Consider the following 21,976-nt stretch of genomic DNA (forward strand, 5'->3'; position numbering starts at 1 on the left):
GTTTTCAGTGGCTCGGTTCCACTACCGCCCTCCGCCACTGCGAAATATCGACCACAACAGCCATATGCCGGCGAATGCCGCGCCGATAAAACCGAGAAGTCCGAAAAGCGGCAAGCCAAGTAACACCGGTCCGCCCTTGACCGTCATGGTGATGGAAGAACCCACGATCAGCGCCGCGATCACCATGCTTCCGGCCAGCCGATTGGCCGAGTGCGCCATCTGGCGACTGAACTCTTTCAGCTCGCCGACTTCCATACGGACGCGCGCGCGCCCGCTGCGCACGCCTCGCAGAAGCCGATGAAGCTCCCGCGGCAATGCTGTCAACAAGCCAGCGGCATCCATCAAACCCCGGGCACTGCGTCGCGTCAGCGCGACAGGCCCCCATTGTGCCGCCACCGCGCGACGCAGGAACGGGCGCGCCTGACCGGCCATTTCAAAGTCCGGATCCAGGCTGCATCCCAAACCTTCAAGGGTCAGGCAGACCTTGATAAGCAGCGCGAGGTCGGCCGGCAACGCGAGCTGATGTGAGCGCAACAATGACGTCACCTCGAGCAACATGCCTGTCAGGTCCAGCTGGCCCAGCGGCACACCGTGGTAGCGGTCGATGAAGCCCTCGATGTCGGCAGTCAATTGGATTTCTTCGACACCGGATTGTTCGGTCCATTCCAGCAGTACCTCGGTCACCCCCTCAGGATCACGCTCGACCAGGCCAAACAAGAGGCTCACCACTTCCGCGCGCCGCGCGGACGAAAGGCGTCCGACCATTCCAAAGTCGATAATGCCGATCCGCCCTTCGGGTAATACGAACACATTTCCCGGGTGCGGATCGGCATGGAAGAACCCATCTTCCAGCATCATCTTCAGTACCGCTTGCGCCCCGGTCCGCGCCACCTGCTTGCAATCCACTCCCGCCGCTTTCAACGCAGCGAGGTCGGCAACGGGAATGCCATCGATGAAGTCCTGCACGTTCATCTGTTCCCGGGTGAAGGACCAGTGCACTTCCGGCACGACGATGCGATCGTCATCGACGAAGCTCGTTGCAATGCGTTCTGCGTTCCGGCATTCGGCCACGAGGTCGAGCTCGCCCATCAGGGATGTCTTGAACTGCCGCACCACCGCCTCCGGATGGAAGCGGCGCAAGTCGGGAAACTTCGCCTCCATCCGCTTTGCCAGGTACTGCAGCAGGCGCAGGTCAGCCTCGATGATGGGCCGGATTCCCGGACGTCGAACCTTTACCACCACGTCATGCCCATCGTGCAGACGCGCGCGATGCACCTGGGCGATCGAGGCTGCTGCCAGCGGTTTGGGGTCCAGCCAGAGGAAGGCCGATTCAGGCGTTGCGCCCAACGCCCCGGTGATCTCGGCGCGGATGGCGTCGAAGGACACCGGCGGCACGGCATTCTGCAGCCGGCTGAACTCGGCGATCCATTCCGGCGGGAACAGATCCACCCGTGTGGCAAGGATCTGCCCCAGCTTGACGAAACACGGTCCCATTTCTTCCATCGCGCGCCGCACACGTACCGGCGCGGGTAGTGCCACCAGCGCTTCAAGGCGGCTCAGTGGCACCACCGCGCCGGCACGGGCCAGCGCCGGTGCCAGTCCCAATCGGCCGAGCAGATCCCCGAAACCGTAACGAGCCAGAATCGCAGCCAATGCCTGCACCCGGCCCAGATCCTGGCTTGCGATCAGCATCTCCCACATGACTCGTGCCTTCTGGTTTGGAACACACTCATAGGGGGTGCGGGGGCGCTTGTCCGCAATCACGTACTGCCGGAGCGATCGGCGCTGCGCAGGCAGATGCGACAGCGTTGGCGATCGGCTCCGCCAGACTGATGGCATTGCTGGGATGGGCGATGCTGTCGGTGCTGACAACCCGCCCCGCTCCCGCGTTTTGCAGCGACTCCCAGGCATTGGCGACGAAGATCGGATGGATCACCACGCAGACGGCTGCCGGCAGCTGCAGCGCATGCAGATGCCCCAGCAGCGCCGCAAGGGTGTGGCCGGTCGATACGATGTCGTCCACCAGCACCGGTGTGCAATGACGGAACTTTTCCGCATCGGGCAAGCTCACTGCCACGTCCTGGTCGCCATGGCGAACCTTGCGCATCACCTGATACGGCGCATGCAGTTCACCGGCGATGGCTGCCACCCACTGGGCGCTTTCACCGTCAGGACCGATCAGGACTGGATCGGGTACTTCGCGCCTTATCCAGTCCGCCAGTGATGGCGCTGCAGCGACGCATGTTGTGGGAATGCGGAACACATCGGCGAGCGCGGGGATGCGATGCAGATGCGGAGCCACGGTCACCAGCCACTCGATGCCCTGCTCCAGGAAGCCCGCGAATATCGGCGCGCTGACCGCCTCGCCCGCGTGAAAGCGTGCGTCCTGGCGCATGTATGCCAGATAGGGCGCCACCAGCCCTACCCGTCTGGCGCCAAGTTGCCGCGCTGTCTTGGCGGCATACAGCAGCGGCAGCGCTTTGCGATCCGGATCATTGAGGCTGGCGAACAGCACCACCTCGGCCCCGGCGAGGTTTTCGTCGATGGTCACCAGCGATTCGCCATCGGGAAAATGCCGCCACTGGAAGCGGCCCAGGCGGGCACCAAGCCGCGCCGCCACCGCGGTGGCCAGTGGAATGTCATCCGGAAAAGGCAGCAGTACGATGGTCATGGCCGGTCGCCACGGATGGCCAGAATGTCCGGGTGGCCGCAGGCGTAGGCGAGCGCATAGGCCAACTCCCCACGCGTCTCGGCGTGAACCATAAACAGCGGTTGGCCCGGCTCGACGCGGTCGCCTTCACGCAGCAGACATACCACGCCGGCGGCGGGGTCGTGTGGTGCGCCGGCCAGCTTGGCAATACGGGCCAACTGGCGATTGTTGATACCGGCGATCCAGCCGCCACCGGGCGCGGGAAAGGGGCGCGTGAACCGGGCACGTCCCGGTTCGCGGAACCCGCCCTGTGCCGAGCAGATCGCCATGAATTTCTGCAGCGCCGCTCCGGAGGCCAACGCCTGCGCTGCCCTCGCCCGCCCGCTGCCGGGCGCGATATCGGGCAGCAGCTCCAGTACGGCTCCGGCGATATCCAGCGCCCGCCTGCGCAGGTCTTCGGGGGCATCCGGCGTATTGCGCAGGACCGCCAGGACATCGTGCGCCTCCAGCGTCGGTCCGATGCCCCGACCCACCGGCTGCCGTCCATCGGAGAGATGGATTCCTACCCGCATCCCCATGGCCTCGCCGACGAATCCGAGGCGGCGCGCGATTGCGTCGGCCGCCGCCGGTGAGCGGATCTTGGCCGTCGCACCCACTGGAATATCGATCAATACATGCGTCGACCCGGCGGCGACCTTCTTCGAGAGGATGCTGGCAACCATCTGCCCGTCGCTGTCGAAATCCAGGGGACGCTCGATCTGTATCAGCGCGTCATCGGCAGGACTCAGTCCCATTTTTCCGCCCGCTGCGAGGCAGCCACCCTCGCGCTCCACCACGCGGCGCAGGGTATCCAGTTCCAGGTCCACGCGGGTCATGGTCGCCATCACATCCGCAGTACCGGCCGGGGAGGTGATGGCGCGCGAAGAGGTCTTGGGTATGCGGTAGCCCAGCGCGGCGACGATCGCCACCACAATCGGCGTTGTACGGTTCCCTGGCAGGCCGCCCACGCAGTGTTTGTCCAGTACCGGGCCGGCGCCCCAGTCAAGCCGGTTGCCGACAGCCACCATCGCCCGGGTCAGCGCCACGGATTCCTCCAGGTTCATCCGGTCGCCGGCGCAGGCGGTCAGGAAGGCGGCCAGCTCGATATCGGAAAAACGGGTGGCCAGAACATCCCGCAGCACCAGGGTGAACTCATTCTCGGACAAGTGGGCGCCGAACACCTTGGCCCGGAGTATCTGGCTCGACTCGGGCGATTCGGCATGGGAGAAACTGGCCAACGCGCCTTCCGCGGGATTGAGCGCCTGCCAGGCGACATCCGAAAGCGCCGCTTCATTTTCGCCAAGCCAGTCGCCGGTCACCACGTTCAACAGGGCGATCACTTCGCGATCACCACAGATCACTTTCACCCGTGTCAGGGCGGCGAATCCTTCCGCACGACATACCAGGCAGCCTTGGCGCAGGTACAGCACTGGCTGTCGATAGGTGTCTATTCCGGCGCGGCGCAATGGCAACCGGAGGCTTTCCTCGATGGCGAGATCACCTGGTTCGCAACAGCTGCCCGATGCATGCATGCAAAGACTCCAGACCCGGCCGAAATTGGACTGGCGCCTGAAGACTGGCGCCTGACGGAGCCTGGCCGATGTCCTGCGACGCCGGCTGGCGCGTGTCATTGATCGATTTCCATTATGCACGTCCAGGACAGCCCTACATCCTGCTTTACCCGCGCACCTGTCGCCGACGGAATCCGCCAGGGTGTCGCGGAAAGTGAAACGCGCATTACCGTATTTCTTCGTGGATGACGGGGCGTCCGGAACGAGCACCCCGGTGGGGGCCATGAGCGCGGGCAGCCTCTTTATCCAGCTATCGGCCCCGTCAACAGGAAACCCGCCCGAACGTTGACCTCGGTCAACACAGCCGAATCGGGCCGCCGCATAGTCGATCGCGGCAGCGGGAATCGCGCTGCCCATCCATTCCCACTCGCGAGGCTTCCGGCCATGGCCATTCCCACCCGTTGGACCCCCGTCAATCCGCTCGGCCGGCTGGACCGGCTGCTGGGCTTCGAAGATTTCCTGCGTGGTCTAGGCGGTACTCCAACCCTGTCTCGTGAATACGAAAGGGTCATGGATATGCGTCTGGATGTGCACGAGGATGAAAAAAGCTATCTGGTCAACGTGGATATGCCGGGGGTCAAGAAGAAGGACATCGCGATTTCCGTGGAGGGCAACCAGGTCACCGTCCGTGCCCAGGTGACGCGCGAGAAATCGCGTGACAATGACAAGGAAATCTATAGCGAACGTTACAGCGGCGAGGCCTACCGGTCCTTCTCTCTACCCACCGAGATAGACGACGCCAATGCCAAGGCCACCTATGACGGCGGGGTGCTTACCCTGTCGTTGCCCAAAAAGATCGGCACCTCGGCAAAACGCCTCGCTGTCGAGTAGTAAACCGGACAGCGCCCCTGCAACCGCCGGCACCCTCTCTGGCACTGCCGGCAGTGCAGTCCTAGCCACTTTGCGCGAGCAGATCGACTTGCGCTCCATACTCGGGCACATGTGCTTTCCATTGCAGTTCGCGCTGGATGCGCAGGCGCAGCGCGTCGGCGGCATCCGCTTCCCCATGCGTGATGAATACACCTCGCGGTGGCCGCGGCGCGGTACGCAGCCACGCCATCATTTCGTCGGCATCCACGTGGGAAGAGGCTGAGCCCAGCTGTACCACCTCCGCGCGGACTTGCACATCCTGGCCATAGATACGGAGGGTGGTATCCCCCCGCGCCAGCGAGGCACCGCGGGTGCCTCCGGCCTGGAACCCGGACAGCAGGATGGCGTTGCGATGATCCGGCGCGAAGGCGATCAGGTGATGCAGAACGCGTCCGCCCGTCGCCATGCCACTGGCGGCGACGATGATCATGGGTCCATGCTGTCGGTTCAGCGCCTTGGACTCCTCCACACTGTTGATGATCCGGGTTGTGTGCTGCAGCGCCCGCAGCTCCTGGGGGCCGAGGCTGTGTTCATCCTGGTAGCGTTGATACAGAGCGGTGACGTCAGCTGCCATCGGGCTGTTCAGATATACCGGGGCACGCGGAATTTCACCGGTTGCCTGCAATTGCGCGATCACATGCAACAGCAGCTGCGCGCGGCCGACCGCGAAGGCCGGAATGACGGCCACCCCGCCCCGTGCCAGGACGCGCGTCAGCACTTCGCGCAATTCCTGCTTCAGCGTGAGCGGCAGGTGGCGTCGATTGCCGTAGGTCGATTCGACCACCAGCCAGTCGGAGTCGGTCAGCGGTGCCGGCGCTCGCATCACCGGATCCACCGGTCGCCCCACATCGCCACTGAAGGTGACCCGTTGGCCCTGGCAGCGCATCGATACGGCGGCAGCCCCGAGGATGTGGCCCTGCGGATGCAGTACCGCTTCCAGGCCGGGGGCCGGTTCAAACGCGTGCCCGAACGGCTGGGGACGGAATTGTCCCAGACTGCGGCGTGCATCCTCTTCGGTGTAGAGGGGTTCGGCGGGATGGTGCTTTGAGCTGCCCTTGTGATTGGCATACTCAGCCTCCTCCTCGAGCAGGTGCCCGGAATCGGGCAGCAGGATGCCGCACAGGTCGCGTGTGGCGGGTGTGCACCACACCGGCCCGGAAAACCCTTCGCGGATCAGGCGAGGCAGGTAGCCACTGTGGTCCAGGTGGGCATGCGTCAAAACCACCGCATCGATGGAAGCCGGTTGCAACGGCAACGGACTCCAGTTCCGCAGGCGTAGCGATTTGTACCCCTGGAACAACCCGCAATCCACCAGCACCCGGGACTGTGCAGTCTCGATCAGGTAGCGCGACCCGGTAACGGTCGCGGTGGCACCAAGGAACGTGAGGCGGAACATGTTCGATTGAGCGGACATTGGGGTTCGGCTCCTCGGCGCCTTTCCAGGGCGTGCAGTGGCTGCAGGATGTCAGCCGATGTCTACCGTGGACTTGAGCAGGATCAAAAACAATAGCCCTGGTGAGCCGGATGCTCCCGCAGTCAACGATTGCATCGGGAGCACCCATGCAAATTTCCAACCGATGCCCTTCCCTTTCGCCTGGCCTGAAGATCCGGCCCCGGGATGGAAAGTTGATGCAGGTCAATACCCCCGGGTGCCCGGCCCTTGAGTATGAGATCCCGTTGCCTGGAGGTTGCCATGAACCGTCCGCCCTTACTGACCGCCCAGCTGGGGCCGGATTACCCGCAGTGGGACGCAACACTGGGAAATGGAGCCACCGTGCTCATCCGCCCGATAGGACCCGACGATGCGCCGGCCGAACGCGCCTTCATCGAATCGCTTTCCGCGAAAACCCGGCGCAACCGCTTTCTGGGCGAACTCCGCCATCCCAGCGATGCGTTCATCCGGCAATTGACCGATATCGACTATGTCCGTGATGTGGCGTTGGTCGCCACCGTCCCGGAAGACAGCGGATACCGGATTGTCGGGGTAAGCCGCTATGCCGTGGATGCCTCAGGCGCCACAGCGGAATGCGCCGTGGTGGTCACCGACGCCTGGCAGCGCCTGGGGCTGGGGACCGCCTTGATGGACTGCCTCAAGGCCGTGGCACATGACCACGGATTGCGCCGCCTGCAATCGGTGGATTTTGCCCAGAACCAGGAAATGCACGATCTGGCTCTGGCCTTCGGTTTTCATTCGGTGCCAGATCCCGGGGATCCCCATCAGCTGATCTATACCCTCGACCTTAAGGACCTGGCCGTGGAGGCCATCCCCTTGGTCCGGCGTCGAATACCGGCTGGAAAGCAGGTTTCCTGAACCCTCCGGTGCGTAAATCACGGAGCACCGGGCATCGCCCGGTCATCCCGCCATCGGCAGTTTGCGGGCCGCCTCATGGCCGATCCGGTCTGTCTGGACCAGCGTGATCAACCTTCGGGTCACCCCCGCCGGATCGATCGCCCGCGCCCGGTTGGCGATCGGCGAATACGTCTTCACGGCGTATTGCTCCCCCGGTGCGACGATGAGCGGACACCACGAAACGAGCGCATTTCTGGGGTGACGGTCTTCCGCCATCCCGTGCTCCGTCCACCTTGCGCCCGGTATCGCTTCAGCAGCAGGGTTCCGGGCGGCAGTGCGCCGATATTGTCCCTGTAGTGAAAAGCCCGCCGATGTTCCTACAATGCATACGTCTTGTGTTGAAAAGCGGATCCTCATAGTCGATGACGATGAAGAAATCGTAGCGCTGCTGTCGCGCTATCTCGACAAACACGGATTCAAGGTGGCGGGCGCGCGCAACGGCCGCGAGTTGCGGGCCTGTTTTGAGCGTGCCGGCGCCGATCTGATTCTCCTGGAGCTGTGCTTGCCGGACGAGGATGGATTGGCGTTGTTGCGCCATGTCCGCACCACCTGGGCAGGCCCCATCATCGTTCTCAGCGGCCGGGGGGAGCCGGTGGAACGTGTGGTCGGGCTGGAAGCGGGAGCCGATGATTTCATTTCCAAGCCGTTCGACCTGCGCGAGCTGCTGGCCAGGATCAGATCTGTGTTGCGCAGGGCCTCGACTGCAGAATCGGCTGTGACGGCCGTGCCCTCCCTGGTCCTGCAGTTCGCAGGCCACCGGCTGGATACCAGCAGCCGGTGTCTGTGCGCCCCGGATGGCAGTGAAATACCGCTGACCACCGGCGACTACCAGCTCCTGCTGGCCATGCTGCGAAAGCCGAAGCAGGTGCTGACCCGTGATGAACTCATGGACGTCCTGTACAACCGTGAAGCCGGGCCGTTCGATCGCGCGGTCGATGTCGGCATAGGACGCCTACGGAAAAAGATAGAAGCCGATCCCCACTCTCCCCACATGATCCGCTCCGTGCGCGGGGCGGGCTATCTGCTCGCCGTCGATGTCATCAGAAGTCACATCGAGTATGGTCGCCGAGCGCTCTGAGGCTTACCCGATGCGCTCTTGCTGACGGATGGCACGGGCGGTATCGTCCGCGCCCACCGGCAGGCGCTGCGGCTGTTCGGCTATGAGCGCGATGGATTGCACGGTGCTTCCATCCAGACGCGGGTGCCTGAAAGCGCATGGTCCATTGGGAGTTGCCGGCCTGGCCCTGTCCGGTCGTCGCCTTGAAGGCAGCCCGTTCACGCTGGAAATCACCCTGGGCCCCATTGATGCTGAAGGCGAAGTGCGTTGGCTGGCATCGACCCGCGACCTCTCCGGCGGCATCCGCGAGCCGCAGGCCGGTGCCCGCGCACGATACGACGCGCTGGTTACGCATTACGGGCAGCTCGCGTTGGGGGCCAGACACGAAAGCGATGTCGCAGTGCCGCGCTGCTGCCCCTGCTCGACCTGGACTTCCCCATGGGCGCGCTGCTCGTGCTAATCCGGCAAGCCTTGTGGATTCGATCACGACGCGCAGCACCTTTTGCAATCCTTTGCCACCCTGATCGCCGTCCTCAAACAATGGCAAAACAGGCAGGACCAGTTGGCCCACAAACAGCGTCTTGATGCCCTGGGCCAGTTGGCCGGAGGTATCGCGCACCATCTCAACAATCTGCTGGCCCTCATGTCCGGCAACCTGCAATTGCTGCAAACCGAATATCCAAAGACTCCCCGAGTACGCAGGTTGATCGGAAGCGTGTTGCATTCGGTGGGCCGTGGCACGGCGCTGACGGGGAAGCTGGTGTCGCTGGCACGCCACCAGCGTATGGCCCTGCAATCGCTCGATCTGAAGACCGCCCTGCACGCTGTCGAGCAGACGCTGGGGCGTACTTTGGGCGGGAATGTGCGTGTGCACCTTGCAGTGTCCGGACGATCTACCCGAGGCGCATGCGGACCCCGCCCAGTTGGATACAGCGTTGTTGAACCTGGCGTTGAAGGCACGCGATGCATTGCCGCAAGCGGGCGAGATCGCGATCAAGACACGGGGGCTGACATCCCACCCCGGAATACCTGCCTGATTGCAGGAAGGCGAGTATCTGCTGATCACCGTTGCCGATACCGCCTGCGGAATGAGCAGCGCGGTGCTGTCGCATGCCCTGCAGCCCTTCTTCACCACCCAGCAGGAAGGCCACGGCAGCGGCTTGGGGCTGAGCATGGCGCACAGCTTCGCCCGGCAGAGCGGTGGGGATCTGTGGATTGACAGTGGACCCGGACGAGGGATCACCGTCTATCGGCATCTGCCGGTGAATTGCGGTGCAGACCTCACATGAGGCGCTTTTGCCTGCTGCGCCGGAGCAACGCCGCTGCCTGGAAAGACAATTATCGGCCGCGCCCTGGCGGATTGTCTTTCCGGTGCAGGGGCGGCTGTCGTCCAAGGGACGCGGCCAGCTTCGATAGCGTGTTCAGGAGACAACAGGATCGTTGAGGTGGGCGGAGCCGGGAAAAGCTGCGCCCTGCAAAAGCGCCGCCAGCACAGGGGCGTCGTGCAGGGTGATTTCCCTTCCCCGCACGGAGATCATGCCCTGCTCCTGCAGGCGCGCCAGAGTGCGGGTCACTGTTTCCAGTTTCAAGGCCAGGAAGCTGCCCAGATCGGCGCGGGTCATGCGCAATCTCATGCATTCGCGACTGAAGCCCTGCGTGCTCATGCGATCCGCCAGATCCAGCAGGAAGAAGGCAACTTTCTGGTCGGCACTGAAAGTGGCAAGGGTGAGCATCCAGCTCCAGTCCCGGCGCACTTCCTTGGCCAGCAGTGAGGTGATGCAGTGTTCAAACTGCGGCACCGAAGTGCACAGCCGCACATACGGCAACTCCCATATTTCGCCGACATCCAAGGCCACGGCATCGCACGCGAAAACCTCCATCCCCAGCGAATCCAGCCCGAGGACGTCGTCTTTCATCCTGAAACCGGCCACTTTCTCTCTTCCATCTGCACTGGCCACGCAGATTTTGAAGAATCCGGAATTGATGAGGAACAGCGAGCGGCGCGGCTGTCCGGCACGGAAGACATATTCCCTGGCCCTGAGCACACGATGCCGCAAGGGCCGCTCACCCAGCAGCGCTTTCAGATCGCTACCGTCCAGTGCGCGATCGACAGCCGGTATCGCCCTGGCATCCGGGGGTCGGAAAACTTCGGACCGAGAACTGCGGAGCTGCAGCATGGGAGTTAAGCCCGGCGGTATCTGCGCCGAGGCTACATGCCCCTCCTTCGGGGATTGTCTCGATCAGGTAACGGTGTGTAACCGTTTGTAACCTCACTCGTCCTGCCATACAGGATGGCCTGGGCAGGAGATGCACGGAACCGCGGCATCATGCCGGCGGTGGCACCAGTACCGCCGCTCCCTGGATACGTCCGTCCAGGACATCGGCCAGCGCCTCGTTCGCCTGTTGCAGTGGATAGACGGTCACCGCAGTGCGTACGCCCATGCGTGGTGCCATGGCCAGGAATTCACGGGCGTCGCTGCGGGTCAGATTCGCCACCGACTGGAGATGGCGTTCCTCCCATAGCAGCCGATAGCGGAACGAAGGGATATCGCTCATATGGATGCCGCCACAGATCACGTGTCCGCCTTTGCGTACCGCGGCCAACGCCAACGGCACCAGGTCGCCCACCGGCGCGAAAATAATGGCCGCATCCAGCGGGTACGGCGGCGGCAGTTCGGAACTCCCGGCCCAGCAAGCGCCCAGTGACAGTGCGAACGCCTGCCCTGCCCGGTCGCCTGTGCGCGTGAATGCGTGCACCTGCCTTCCCTGACTGCGGCATACCTGGGTCAGGATGTGCGCGGCCGCGCCAAAACCGTACAGGCCGATGCGGCCCGCATCACCGGCCATGCGCAGGCAACGCCATCCTATGAGACCCGCGCACATCAATGGCGCCAGCTCGGTCGGGTCTGCCTGGCGGGGCAGCGGGAACGCGTAATCCGGATCGACCAGTACGTGGGTGGCAAAGCCCCCGTCCCTGCTGTAGCCGGTGAACCCCGGCGCGTCGCACAGGTTCTCCTCGCCAATCATGCAATAGGGACAGACACCACAGGTATGGCCAAGCCATGGAATGCCTACCCTTGTTCCTTGAACGGGCGTGCTCACCTTTCGCCCAGTGCGCTCGACAATGCCGACGATCTCGTGACCGGGAACAAGCGGGAGCCGCGGATCGGGAAGTTCTCCCATAACCACATGCAGGTCGGTGCGACAGATCGCACACGCCTCGACGCGGACGAGTATTTCGGCATCGCCTGGCACCGGATCGGGCCGTTCCTCGAACTCCAGCGGTTGCCCTATTGCACGCAGAACCATCGCTTTCACAGTCCATGCCCTCGTTGATCCCGGACACCGGAGACCGGGGGCCGTCATACAGGCATAGCCGCCACGGGCGGAGGAAATATTGACCGAGGTCAATATGCGTGCGACTGGATGGGGCGCAAATGCAAGTCCCCCTGCAGCAGTCACACAAAGACATGAACGATAAAGAAATCCGCCAGAATATTATCGATGAGCTGGACTTCGAGCCGATCGTCGACGCCGCCAATATCGGCGTGGCTGTGAACAATGGCGTCGCCACGCTGTCCGGGCATGTTCCCAGCTACCTGCAGAAGGTGGCGGCCGAGCGCGCCGTCTGGCGTGTCAAGGGAGTGACGGGATTGGCGCAGGAGATCACGGTCCGCCTGACGCCGGACGGCAAGTGGAGTGATGAGGAGATCGCCGAACGTGCACTCAGTCTGCTGTCCTGGAGCACCCTCATTCCCAAGGATACCGTCCGGGTCAAAGTGACCGATGGCTGGATCACCCTGTCCGGTCAGGTCGACTGGAATTTCCAGCGCCAAGCCGCAGAATCCGAAGTGCACAAGCTCTCCGGTGTCACCGGCATCACCAACGACATCAAGCTGGTCCCGGAGGTGGAAGCCAGCGACATCAGATCGCGGATCACCGACGCGCTCAAACGCCATGCCGAGGTGGAGGCCGCGCGTATCCACATAGAAGTGCATGGCGACAAAGTCGCCATCAGCGGCGAGGTGGATGACTGGAGCGAACGCCAAGCCGTGAAGCGTGCCGTCTGGTCGACGTCCGGTGTGCGCAGCGTGGAGGACAATCTGCGGATCGGATGATCAGCGTCCCCTGCCTGCCGGGTCCGGTGGGTACTGCTCCCCTCGGGCTGTTGCACTGGGTGCGAGGGTGGCAACAGTACGTATAGCTTTCGCACAAGGAACATGGGCACCACCCCGCCATCGGCCGTCGCCTGCGCATGGCCAATCCGCTCCACAGCGGATCACCGCGCCTGGCTGCATATCGTGTGGGGTGTCCTGCAGCTGCCGATGTTGTTGCTGATCGGAGGGCGCTGGCGTCTTTCGGTGGTCTGGTGATCCGCAGCAAGGCAGCGGTGGTCGGACTGATGCGCTACCGGGGCCGCAAATCCGAACGCGTACTTCACGCATTGCGGAATCCGCGCATCCCCCCAGGCGCGGGGGATACGTGAGGGTGAGGTGGTTCTGGTCGCGGCACATGAGCTTGTGTCCGGCGATGTGATCCGGGGAACGAGCGCGATCCTCCCCATATGGCGACAGCACTGCTCTATGGCTGTCTGTGACCCCCTGCGCATGGACTGCATCCAATTGCCCCGGTCCTGCGTAAAGGCCGCCAGTTGTTTTAATCGCAGATGTTGTCATGACCCCAAGCGTGACCGGCCAATCCGGTGCGGCCGCTCAAGCGGCGAACACCGCGCCACGGCCTGTTTACCCCAGCACCATCGCCCAACTGGTCGGCGGCAGCGCTGCCAATACCGCTTCACGTCAAGGCTATGACACCGCCGCGATCACGACGGTCCTTGCACACGCACGCCTGCGCGAACCGGGATTGTCCCTGCTGATGCTGTCCACCGCCGATGGTCGCGCGATTGCCGAGGACTCCTCGCTGCCGATCGATGGCCGCCGGCTGGCGGCGATGGCCAACTCCTTCCTGACCCTGGGCGAGACGGTATCGCGGGAGCTGGCTTTGGACAAAGCCGAGTACGCCACGATCTGCACGCCACTGGGCAATGTGGTGCTGATCCGAATCCCTGCCGACAGCCCGCTGACACTCACCGCCGTGGCCGACAGTGCACTGAACCTGGCGGTGCTGCGCTTCCATGCGCGTGAATGTGGCGTCCGCCTCGGCGCCTTGCTCAACGGCTGACCGCCACCGGCACCCGACCCTCCCCGGCGTGGCCTTGTCGGCCCGCTCTTTTTGTTACCTGCAAGGAATTTCCCATGTCCAACCTGATTCTCGACCAGCTCAACACCCTGTCTGGTTTCGTCGGTACCGCCCTGGTCGACAGCGACAGCGGCATGGCACTGGCCATGCATGGCGGCGGCAATATCAACCTGGAACTGGCCGCCGCCGGCAATACCGAGGTGGTCCGCGCCAAGCGCCGCGTGGCCTCCCAGCTCGGGCTTGACGACACCCTGGAAGACATCCTGATCACCCTGAGCACCCAGTACCACCTGATCCGTCCGCTGGAAAGCAACCCGTTGCTGTTCCTGTACGTGGTCCTGGACCGCAGCAGGGCCAACCTGGCAATGGCCCGCCACGAGCTCAAGGCGTTTGAAAAGACCCTGGATTTCAGCTGATTTCCTGTACTTCCGTCTGACGTCCGGGCAGCTCCACAGCCCCCGGACGGCAGCCACCTGGCGCGCTCCCCCTGCCCTGATGAGTCCTCCCATCCGCACCGTTGACGTGGCCGCCTTTGGCCTGGATCTGCTGCACCAGACCCGGCTGAAGCTGGCGTGTTCACTATTGCTGGCACAGCGGTTGGACGCCACTTTGCAGCCATGGAATGGCAGCAAGGCTGATCTGCTGGTGATCGGCATCGATGAGCCCGGGGCAGCGGCGGTGCTGGCCCGGGCGCGGGAAATGGACATCCCCAGCCTGATCATCTCCCGCCACGTCGATCCGGACGCAGCGGACCAGTTGGCCCATGGTGCCGCCGTGGCCAGCCTGAACCAGAAGCTGTCCGCCCTGCTGGCCGTCCGGCGCCGCAACAGCCCGGAAGCCACCCCGCCATTGCTGCTGCAGCTGGCGCAGACGCAGGCCCCCGTCGATACGCTGTACCTGCTGCAATGTGGTGCGCTCCAGGTGGTGATTGATCCGGTCACCCGCAGCCTAGCCCTGCCCGCGAACCTGGGCCTGCTCGAACTGGTCGCGCAGCTCGATGACAGCCGCTGGGCATCCAGCCACCTGAGCCGTGCCGATTTCAACCACCCCTACCGCCAGCGGCTGCCCCAGCGGCAATCGCTGGAAGCGCTGTTTTTCTGCCTGGTCCGGCACCGTCCGCAGCTGTTGCCCACGGGCAGTGCCGATACGGTGCTGCAGCTGGAGCACTGGCCTGACCTGTGGGGTGTCGATCTCCCTGCCGGCTGGCTGCTGGCTGTCGCCTGCCTGCATGCCCGCCCCTGGCAGGCCAATGCACTGGCCGCGCATTGCCAGATCCCCGTCAGCACGGTCAACGCCCTGTTCGCGGCGGCCGCCGCCAGTGGCTTGGCCCAGGCAGCGACCACCGGCAACGTCGCGTCCCATCCCGGTCGCCACCGCGAGGATTCCCGCTTCTTCAGCTGGGTGGCGCGGCGCTTTGGCCTCACTCTATTCAAGACAGCACACGCATGAATCTTCCTGCAAACAAACTGGTCTTTGTCGGCGGCATGGGGGCAGGCAAGACCACCGCAATACGCGCCATTTCCGATATCGAACCGGTGAGCACGGAAATGCCGTTGAGCCAGGACGCGCAGGGCGACAAGGTGGAAACCACTGTGGCCCTGGACTACAGCTCGATCGAGCTGGAGGACGGCGAGTTGCTGCACATCTACGGTGTGCCCGGCCAGCGCTACCTGGATTTCATGTGGCCGATGGTCTGCGAAGGAGCGCTCGGGATCATCGTGCTGGTCAATGCCGCGCAGCCCGAGCGGGTCAGCGCGACCGTCGAACTGCTGCAGGAGTTCTCGCGCATCGCCCCCGACGCCAGCCTGGCCGTGGGCCTGACCCGCACCGACCAGCACGGTGAGGTGCTGGTTCCGGAGTTCCGCCAGGCGCTGTTCGCTGCCGGCTTCCGCCTGCCGGTGATGCGGGTGGATGCCCGCGATGCGGCGCAGGTGACCTTTCTGGTGCGCTCATTGCTGTCTTACCGCTACGCGGGCGGGCATTGACCAGCCACTGGCGCATTGCCACGGTCAGCGTTGGCACGTGCGGATGACGGTGGGCATTTAAAAGGTTGGCAATCGCGGCGCGTGACGGGCCGCGCCCGTGTATACGTGGCAAATCGCTGCCGTAAGCGCCGCCGTCAAAGTTTGCAGCTGCGTTCCGACCGCAGGGCGCGCCGCCACCGCACTGACCGCGACCGTTCTCTTTCAGCCAACCACGCTGTTGCGGCCAATCCGCTTGGCGCGGTACATGGCAAGGTCGGCGCGGCGCAACAACTCCGAGACCGTGTCCTGGGCCGCCATCTGCGCCACCCCGGCCGATATCGACAGCGAAAATGCCGCGTGCTCGCTGACCTGTGTCGCCCCGACGGCCGCGCGCAGCCGTTCGCCCAGCTCCAGTGCCTGAGACAGATCACAGTGGGGAAGGACCACCAGAAATTCCTCGCCTCCCCAGCGTACGGCCACATCGTCTGCGCGTACCGAGGCTTTGAGCACCTGGCCCACTCGCGCCAAGGCGTCATCGCCGGCCTTGTGGCCATAGGTATCGTTGATCGCCTTGAAGTAATCGATGTCGGCCAAGATCACACTCAGTGCGTGCCCGGAGCGGCGCGCCTCATCGACCAGCCGGCGCATCAGCCCGGAACCGGCATGGCGGTTGTACAGGCCTGTCAGGCTGTCGATCGTGGCCATCTCCAGCAGCCGCGATTCACGCTCGACGCGCTCGCTGACATCCTTGCCGGTACTGATGTAGTGGGAAATGCGCCCGGCGGCATTGACTACCGGCGCGATGCTCTGCTCGACATGCACCGGCCTCCCACTCTTGTGCCGGTAGATGAAGGTGGCGCGGAAAGGCTGGCGCTGACGCAGGCTGGCCCGCAGGTTGCGTTGGAACATCGGATCCTGGTGCGAGGGATACAGCATATGCGCCGACTGCCCGAGGATTTCCTCGGCGGCATAGCCGGTAAGCCGCGCGAACGCCTCGTTGACGAATACCACCCCGGTATCACGACCGGTGATCAGGATCGGATCGGCGGCAGCGTCCAGCGCCTGCAACAGCAGCCGCCGCTCCTGCTCGGCGGCGATCCTCGCGCTGATATCGCTCTGCACCGAAACAAAATGTTCGATCACCCCCTCGGCATTGCGCACCGGCGAGATGCTCCACTCCACGGTGTAGGGGCGGCCATCCGCCGTGTAGTTGACGGTGCTGCCGGTAAACGGCAGCCCCTGCAGCAGGTGCTCGCGCAGCGAGGCCAGCAGCGCACGGTCACTGCGGGGGCCCTGCAGCAGGCGCGGGCTGCGCCCAATCAACTGCTCCATCCGGTAGCCGCTCATCCGGCAGAACGCCGGGTTGGCGTAGACGATCCGTGGACCGTCGCCGTCAAAACTGGCGTCGGTGATCAACACGGCACTGGTGGTCTGGCTGATGGTGTGGGCAAATACAGTCGGTGCGGCCTGTGCCAGCCACTGGCTCTCCGCGCCGGCTGTGGTCACATCGTCCACGGAATGTCCTCTTCCCGCACTACGCACTCGAACTGCGGCCTGCCGAACCAGTAGCCCTGCATCAGACTGATGCCCAGATCGGCCAGGCAGCGCGCCTCATCGGCGCTTTCGATGCCCTCGGCAATCACCGCGATATCCAGCTGCCGGCACATGGCCACCACCCCGGCCACGATTGCGCGGCGTGGCTTGCTGTGGTCGATGCCGCGGATCAGGGCCATGTCCAGCTTGACGATATCCGGCTGGAAATCGGCCAGCAGGTTCAGGCCGGCAAAACCGGCGCCGAAATCATCGATGGCCGTCTTGAAGCCGATCCGCTTGTACTCGCGCAGGATTTCGGCAAGCCATTTGCCATCGCTGACCTGCTCCCCTTCCACGGTTTCAAAGATGATCCGTTCCACCGGAAAGCCATAACGGTGCGCCGCCTGCAGGGTCGAGCGGATGCACAGCTCGGGCCGGTAGATCGCATTGGGCAGGAAATTGATCGACAGATGCGAGCGCATCTGCAGCCGCGCGGCAATCTGGATGGCTTTGTCGCGACAAGCCTGGTCGAACGGGTAGCGGTTGTCTGGCGTGATACGTGACAGCACCGAGTTGGCAGGCTCCCCCGCCGGCCCACGCACCAGGGCCTCATGGGCGAACACCTGGTGGGCATGCACATCGATAATCGGCTGGAAGGCATAGCTGAATTCGAAATCCAGTGGCTGCGCATCACGGCACAGGCCGCAACCGGCACGCATATCGATGGAAGGCATGCGGTTTACTCTCTGCGCGCTAAAGACGCTGAGCATAGCCGATGCCGTACAGGGCAAGGTAGACGCCATTTGGCCGGCCGATATCACCGGGCGTGCCGGCCGATCCCGGCATTTTCGATGACCGCTGTCCGCTGCTGCGGCTCCAGTACCAGCCGCAGCAGGCACCGGCCAACCGCCTCGGTGCTGGTGAACACCTGCGGGCAGATACCCGCGGCCAGCGCCAGTACGGGGCTCCCCAAGGCATACAGGCCACGGCGCAGCCGATGCGGCGAGGCCACCCCGAGCACCGGGCGCATCACGCCCGGACGCAGGCTGGTATGGGCCAGCCCCGAGCGTGCCAGCACCTGTTCGGCCTGCCCCTTGACCCGCAGCGGCATCATCCTGCTGTCGGGATCGGCCCCCATGCCGGAGATGTAGGCCACATAGCCGGCCGGATTGGCCGCGGCATAGGCCACCACGACCCGCTCCAGGGTCGCCACGGTCGCCTCGCGGTAGGCGGCCTCGGACATTCCCACTGGCAGCGGCCCGGCGCAATACAGGCAGGCGTCCAGGCCGCGCAGGTCCAGACCGTCCAGTGCGTCGCTGGAAAAATCCGCCAGCTGCAGCACCTGCACCCGGGGATCGGGGGCCGTGAAGGGACGCCGCACCAGCACGCTCACCGCCTCCACCTGGTCGGACTGCAGCAGCACGCGCAGCACACCCTGGCCGACCAGGCCGGTGGCACCGACCAACAAAATCCGCTTGCCCATTTTCCTGTTCCTTATCGGTGTTGACGGCAGCGTTGCGAACAGTAGCGCACGCTGTCCCAGTCTCGCGCCCACTTGCGTCGCCACGTGAACGGCCGCGCGCAGCTTGCGCAGAGCTTTTGCGGCAGCTCGGCCTTTTTGCGCATCCGCGCCATCAGATCGCCTCCGCATCCGGCAGCGGACAGGCTGCCTTCGGGCTGCAGGCATCCCGCCCGGCCGGCCAAAGCAGGTAGCAATCCAAGTGGAGGAGCGGTCGTCTGATCACGCTGCTTCTACGCAACGTCTCTGCCACTGGATGCATCCAGAGCGATGGCCGCTGCGTAAACACCTGCATCCTCCGACCGTGGACGCCTGCCATGCGCCTTTCCCTCCCCTTTGTCCTGCCGCTGCTGGTGGCCGCCCTGCTCAGTGGCTGTGCCCAAGCCAAGCACTCCCCCATCACCCCGGTCGAGTCGGTGGATCTGCCCCGCTTCATGGGCCGCTGGTATGTGATTGGCATCATCCCCACACGTCTGGAGCGTGGCAGCCACAACCCGGTGGAGACCTATCGTCTGGACAGCAAAGGCCAGGTCTGCACCTGGTACCGCTACCGCCCGGACAGCTTCGATGCACCCGTCAAGCTGCTGGCCTCCACCGGCCTGGTGCAGCCGGGCACCGGCAATGCCGAGTGGAAAGTGCGCTTCTTCGGCCTGTTCAAGGCGCAGTACCTGGTCGGCTGGCTGGCACCGGACTACAGCCAGGTGATGGTTGTGCGCGATGCCCGCGACTACCTGTGGTACATGGCGCGCACCCCGGCCGTGCCGGAAGCCGACTACCAGGCCATGCTCGATCGCGCCGCGGCGCTGGGCTATGACACCAGCCGGATCGAACGCGTCCCGCAGCAGTGGCCGGAAACCGACCAGGACAAGGACACGTTCCACGGAGAATGCCAATGAAATGGCTGGTACTGCTGTTGGCCTTGTCGATGCCGCTGGTGGGCTGGCTCTCCAATACCGGCCTGCTTGGGCCGAGTAACGGCGAGATATCCGCCCGCTACCCGACCCTGATCGTTGCCGCCGGCTATGCGTTCGCCATCTGGGGGCCAATCTTCCTGCTCGATGGAGTGTTCGCCCTTGGCCAGGCGCTCACCCGGGACGACTCCCTGCGGCTGCGCCGCATCCGCCAACTCACCGCGGCCGGCTTTGCGCTGACGTCGCTGTGGATGGTGGTGTTCGCCCAGCAATGGTTCTGGCTGGCGCTGGCGGTGATCTGGCTCAGCCTGGGCTGCCTGCTGGCCGCCACCTGGATGGTTTCAACCACCCGGAACCAGCCCCGCGGCCCCTGGTGGCAATGGCTGCCGTTGTCTCTGCATGCCGGCTGGCTGTCGCTGGCGGTATTCCTGAACACCGCACAGGTGGTGGTCGCGTTCGAGCTGCTGCCCACCCGCACCATGCTGCCGTGGACGCTGGTGCTGTTCGCACTGGCTGCGGCGCTGTTGCTGGTCGTGTTGATCAAGCTGCGCGGCAACCCGTGGTATGCGCTGGCCGCAGTCTGGGGACTGCTCGGGGTATATGCCCGGCAGCAAGCCTCGGCACTGCCCGGGGCTGGCGTAGCCGCGGCCGTGGCACTGTCGCTGGCGGTGCTGGTGGTGGTGACCACCCTGATCATCGGCCTGTCCCACTGGCAGGCACGGCAACTGGAAAGCGAGCCGTGACCTGCCTGCGCCTGGTGCTTGGCGACCAGCTCAATCCCGGGCATCCCTGGTTCGCCAGCGTGCGCCCGGACGTGGTCTACGTGCTGATGGAGATGCGCCAGGAAACCGACTACGTGCTGCACCATGCGCAGAAGATCCTGGCGATCTTCGCGGCGATGCGGCGCTTTGCCGACCAGCTGCGCGCCGCCGGGCACCGGGTCAGCTACCTGGCCATCGATGCGCCGGACAACCGCCAGTCGCTGACCGCCAACCTGGACGCGCTGCTGGCCCGGCACGCGGCCGGCACGCTGGAATACCAGGCCCCGGACGAGTGGCGGCTGGATGCGCAGCTGCGCCAGTACGCCGCGCAGCAGAGCATCGCGGTGCACTGCGTGGACAGCGCGCATTTTCTGACCAGCCGGGAGGAGGTGGCGCGTTTTTTCGGCAGCCGCAAGCGCTGGACGATGGAGCTGTTCTACCGCCACATGCGCCAGCGCCACCGGGTCCTGCTCGAACCCGACGGCCAGCCGCTGGGCGGGCGCTGGAACTTCGATGCGGAAAACCGCAAGGCCTGGCGTGGCGACCCGCCCGAACCGCCGGACCTGCGCCCGCGCCATGACCTGCGCCCGCTGTGGCAGACGATCAGCGCGGCCGGGGTGGCCAGCTTCGGCGAGCCGAACGCGCACGCACTGCGCTGGCCGCTGGACCGCGGCGAGGCGCTGCAGCAGCTGGAGGCCTTCATCAACTACGGCCTGCCGCATTTTGGCGACTACCAGGACGCGATCAGCGCGCAGGCCCCGCGCCTGTTCCACTCGCTGCTCTCCTTTGCCCTGAACGTGAAGATGCTCGGCCCGGCCGAGGTGATCGCGCGGGTCGAGGCGGCCGGGCGCGATGGCCAGGCGCCAATGGCCGCAGTGGAAGGCTTCATCCGCCAGATCCTGGGCTGGCGCGAGTACGTGCGCGGGGTTTACTGGGCGCAGATGCCCGGTTATGCCGACAGCAACGCACTGGGCCACACCCGGCCGCTGCCGGACTGGTTCTGGACCGGCAACACCCGCATGGCCTGCGTGCGCAGCGCAATCAAGCTGTCGCTGGCCAACGCCCATGCCCACCACATCCAGCGGCTGATGGTGATCGGCAACTTCGCCCTGCTGGCCGGGCTCGAGCCGCGGGCCCTGCACCGCTGGTACCTGGGCATCTACATCGATGCCTTCGAGTGGGTGGAGCTGCCCAACACGCTGGGCATGAGCCAGTTCGCCGATGGTGGCCTGCTCGCGACCAAACCGTATGTCTCCGCCGCGGCCTACCTGCACCGGATGGGCGACCACTGCGGCCAGTGCCCCTACCGCCGCGACCTGCCCACCGGCGCCAAGGCCTGCCCGTTCAATGCGCTGTACTGGAACTTTCTGGAACGGCATGCCGACACCCTGGGCCGCAACCCGCGCCTGGCCATGCCCTACCGGCAGCTGGCACGGATGCCCGAGAGCCGGCGCCAGGCGCTGGCGCAGCAGGCCGGGCAGCTGCTGGCCAATCTGGAGGCGCTGTGAGCCTCCACCCGCAGCGGCCGGACCCTGCCTGCACGGCCGGCCCT

Annotated in this window: 23 protein-coding genes and 1 pseudogene; 13 read left to right on the top strand and 11 right to left on the bottom strand. The window is 64.8% G+C overall.

All coding sequences use genetic code 11. The features are described 5' to 3' along the window. Positions 1-21 precede the first annotated feature (21 nt). From ACVOMH_RS08490 to ACVOMH_RS08500, 3 genes are read right to left on the bottom strand one after another with little or no spacing between them, the layout of a single operon-like run. The gene (locus ACVOMH_RS08490; RefSeq protein WP_481551657.1) at positions 22-1,701 is read right to left on the bottom strand and encodes an ABC1 kinase family protein; all 1,680 of its coding nucleotides are present in this window, start codon (positions 1,699-1,701) and stop codon (positions 22-24) included. A 28-nt stretch (positions 1,702-1,729) separates the two neighbouring features. Next, entirely contained in the window at positions 1,730-2,671 is a 942-nt protein-coding gene (locus ACVOMH_RS08495) for a ribose-phosphate diphosphokinase (protein ID WP_481551658.1), read from the bottom strand. Beyond that, positions 2,668-4,221, bottom strand: coding sequence for a thymidine phosphorylase family protein (locus tag ACVOMH_RS08500; protein WP_481551659.1), 1,554 nt, complete (start codon positions 4,219-4,221; stop codon positions 2,668-2,670). The genes ACVOMH_RS08495 and ACVOMH_RS08500 overlap by 4 nt, the downstream gene beginning before the upstream one ends. Positions 4,222-4,644: 423 nt before the next feature. Between ACVOMH_RS08500 and ACVOMH_RS08505 the strand changes: the two genes are divergently transcribed. Continuing rightward, positions 4,645-5,091 carry an Hsp20/alpha crystallin family protein gene (locus ACVOMH_RS08505; RefSeq protein ID WP_481551660.1) on the top strand — a complete coding sequence of 149 codons (447 nt, stop codon included), beginning with the start codon at positions 4,645-4,647 and terminating at the stop codon, positions 5,089-5,091. A gap of 61 nt (positions 5,092-5,152) precedes the next feature. Here the strand turns inward: ACVOMH_RS08505 and ACVOMH_RS08510 are convergent, their stop codons facing one another. Beyond that, on the bottom strand, positions 5,153-6,526 hold the full coding sequence (locus ACVOMH_RS08510) for an MBL fold metallo-hydrolase (RefSeq protein WP_481551661.1): 1,374 nt from the start codon (positions 6,524-6,526) through the stop codon (positions 5,153-5,155). 297 nt (positions 6,527-6,823) lie between these two features. Between ACVOMH_RS08510 and ACVOMH_RS08515 the strand changes: the two genes are divergently transcribed. Next, the gene (locus ACVOMH_RS08515) at positions 6,824-7,441 is read left to right on the top strand and encodes an N-acetyltransferase family protein (protein ID WP_481551662.1); all 618 of its coding nucleotides are present in this window, start codon (positions 6,824-6,826) and stop codon (positions 7,439-7,441) included. A gap of 42 nt (positions 7,442-7,483) precedes the next feature. On the opposite strand, the gene ACVOMH_RS08520 is transcribed toward ACVOMH_RS08515, so the two are convergent. Beyond that, positions 7,484-7,696: a hypothetical protein gene (locus ACVOMH_RS08520; RefSeq protein WP_481551663.1), complete on the bottom strand. Its 213-nt coding sequence runs from the start codon at positions 7,694-7,696 to the stop codon at positions 7,484-7,486. A gap of 106 nt (positions 7,697-7,802) precedes the next feature. On the opposite strand from ACVOMH_RS08520, the gene ACVOMH_RS08525 reads away from it, so the two are divergent. From ACVOMH_RS08525 to ACVOMH_RS08535, 3 genes and pseudogenes are all read left to right on the top strand, one after another. After that, on the top strand, positions 7,803-8,558 hold the full coding sequence (locus ACVOMH_RS08525) for a response regulator (RefSeq protein WP_481551664.1): 756 nt from the start codon (positions 7,803-7,805) through the stop codon (positions 8,556-8,558). 622 nt (positions 8,559-9,180) lie between these two features. After that, positions 9,181-9,258: pseudogene (locus ACVOMH_RS08530) on the top strand (hypothetical protein); the annotation flags it as partial. Between the two features lie 367 nt (positions 9,259-9,625). Further along, positions 9,626-9,826 carry an ATP-binding protein gene (locus tag ACVOMH_RS08535; RefSeq protein WP_481551665.1) on the top strand — a complete coding sequence of 67 codons (201 nt, stop codon included), beginning with the start codon at positions 9,626-9,628 and terminating at the stop codon, positions 9,824-9,826. Between the two features lie 132 nt (positions 9,827-9,958). Here the strand turns inward: ACVOMH_RS08535 and ACVOMH_RS08540 are convergent, their stop codons facing one another. Together ACVOMH_RS08540 and ACVOMH_RS08545 are read right to left on the bottom strand one after the other, a co-directional pair. After that, entirely contained in the window at positions 9,959-10,714 is a 756-nt protein-coding gene (locus ACVOMH_RS08540; protein WP_481551666.1) for a Crp/Fnr family transcriptional regulator, read from the bottom strand. A gap of 148 nt (positions 10,715-10,862) precedes the next feature. After that, positions 10,863-11,846, bottom strand: coding sequence for a zinc-dependent alcohol dehydrogenase family protein (locus tag ACVOMH_RS08545; protein WP_481551824.1), 984 nt, complete (start codon positions 11,844-11,846; stop codon positions 10,863-10,865). A gap of 128 nt (positions 11,847-11,974) precedes the next feature. Here ACVOMH_RS08545 and ACVOMH_RS08550 point away from each other — a divergent pair, with 128 nt between their 5' ends. The 5 genes from ACVOMH_RS08550 to ACVOMH_RS08570 all read left to right on the top strand — a co-directional run bounded on the left by ACVOMH_RS08550 (position 11,975) and on the right by ACVOMH_RS08570 (position 15,721). Continuing rightward, the gene (locus tag ACVOMH_RS08550) at positions 11,975-12,655 is read left to right on the top strand and encodes a BON domain-containing protein (protein WP_481551667.1); all 681 of its coding nucleotides are present in this window, start codon (positions 11,975-11,977) and stop codon (positions 12,653-12,655) included. 556 nt (positions 12,656-13,211) lie between these two features. After that, complete coding sequence (locus ACVOMH_RS08555; RefSeq protein WP_481551668.1) at positions 13,212-13,718, top strand: roadblock/LC7 domain-containing protein; 507 nt, start codon at positions 13,212-13,214, stop codon at positions 13,716-13,718. Between the two features lie 74 nt (positions 13,719-13,792). Beyond that, positions 13,793-14,152: a roadblock/LC7 domain-containing protein gene (locus ACVOMH_RS08560; RefSeq protein WP_481523870.1), complete on the top strand. Its 360-nt coding sequence runs from the start codon at positions 13,793-13,795 to the stop codon at positions 14,150-14,152. A 79-nt stretch (positions 14,153-14,231) separates the two neighbouring features. Further along, positions 14,232-15,185 carry a hypothetical protein gene (locus tag ACVOMH_RS08565; RefSeq protein WP_481551669.1) on the top strand — a complete coding sequence of 318 codons (954 nt, stop codon included), beginning with the start codon at positions 14,232-14,234 and terminating at the stop codon, positions 15,183-15,185. Beyond that, positions 15,182-15,721, top strand: a complete 540-nt coding sequence (locus ACVOMH_RS08570) for a GTP-binding protein (protein ID WP_481551670.1) — start codon at positions 15,182-15,184, stop codon at positions 15,719-15,721. Before ACVOMH_RS08565 ends, ACVOMH_RS08570 begins: the two co-directional genes overlap by 4 nt. 201 nt (positions 15,722-15,922) lie before the next feature. Here ACVOMH_RS08570 and ACVOMH_RS08575 read toward each other — a convergent pair whose 3' ends face one another. The 4 genes from ACVOMH_RS08575 to ACVOMH_RS08590 form a co-directional block, all read right to left on the bottom strand. Further along, positions 15,923-17,215 (bottom strand): sensor domain-containing diguanylate cyclase, encoded by a 1,293-nt coding sequence (locus ACVOMH_RS08575; RefSeq protein ID WP_481551671.1) that lies wholly within the window; start codon positions 17,213-17,215, stop codon positions 15,923-15,925. Next, positions 17,203-17,967: an EAL domain-containing protein gene (locus ACVOMH_RS08580; RefSeq protein WP_481551672.1), complete on the bottom strand. Its 765-nt coding sequence runs from the start codon at positions 17,965-17,967 to the stop codon at positions 17,203-17,205. The genes ACVOMH_RS08575 and ACVOMH_RS08580 overlap by 13 nt, the downstream gene beginning before the upstream one ends. An 83-nt stretch (positions 17,968-18,050) precedes the next feature. Continuing rightward, on the bottom strand, positions 18,051-18,716 hold the full coding sequence (locus ACVOMH_RS08585; RefSeq protein WP_481551673.1) for an SDR family oxidoreductase: 666 nt from the start codon (positions 18,714-18,716) through the stop codon (positions 18,051-18,053). 11 nt (positions 18,717-18,727) lie between these two features. After that, positions 18,728-18,868 (bottom strand): DUF2256 domain-containing protein, encoded by a 141-nt coding sequence (locus ACVOMH_RS08590; protein ID WP_481551674.1) that lies wholly within the window; start codon positions 18,866-18,868, stop codon positions 18,728-18,730. A gap of 201 nt (positions 18,869-19,069) precedes the next feature. Between ACVOMH_RS08590 and ACVOMH_RS08595 the strand changes: the two genes are divergently transcribed. Genes ACVOMH_RS08595 through ACVOMH_RS08605 form a run of 3 tightly spaced genes read left to right on the top strand, consistent with a single transcriptional unit; the run spans position 19,070 to position 21,932 of the window. Continuing rightward, positions 19,070-19,648, top strand: coding sequence for a lipocalin family protein (locus tag ACVOMH_RS08595; RefSeq protein WP_481551675.1), 579 nt, complete (start codon positions 19,070-19,072; stop codon positions 19,646-19,648). Then, complete coding sequence (locus tag ACVOMH_RS08600) at positions 19,645-20,406, top strand: hypothetical protein (RefSeq protein ID WP_481523878.1); 762 nt, start codon at positions 19,645-19,647, stop codon at positions 20,404-20,406. The genes ACVOMH_RS08595 and ACVOMH_RS08600 overlap by 4 nt, the downstream gene beginning before the upstream one ends. Then, a complete protein-coding gene (locus ACVOMH_RS08605) occupies positions 20,373-21,932 on the top strand; it encodes a cryptochrome/photolyase family protein (protein ID WP_481551825.1) in 1,560 nt (519 codons plus the stop codon). The genes ACVOMH_RS08600 and ACVOMH_RS08605 overlap by 34 nt, the downstream gene beginning before the upstream one ends. The last annotated feature ends 44 nt before the right edge of the window (positions 21,933-21,976 follow it).

Source organism: Stenotrophomonas sp. STEN013, assembly GCF_056760355.1.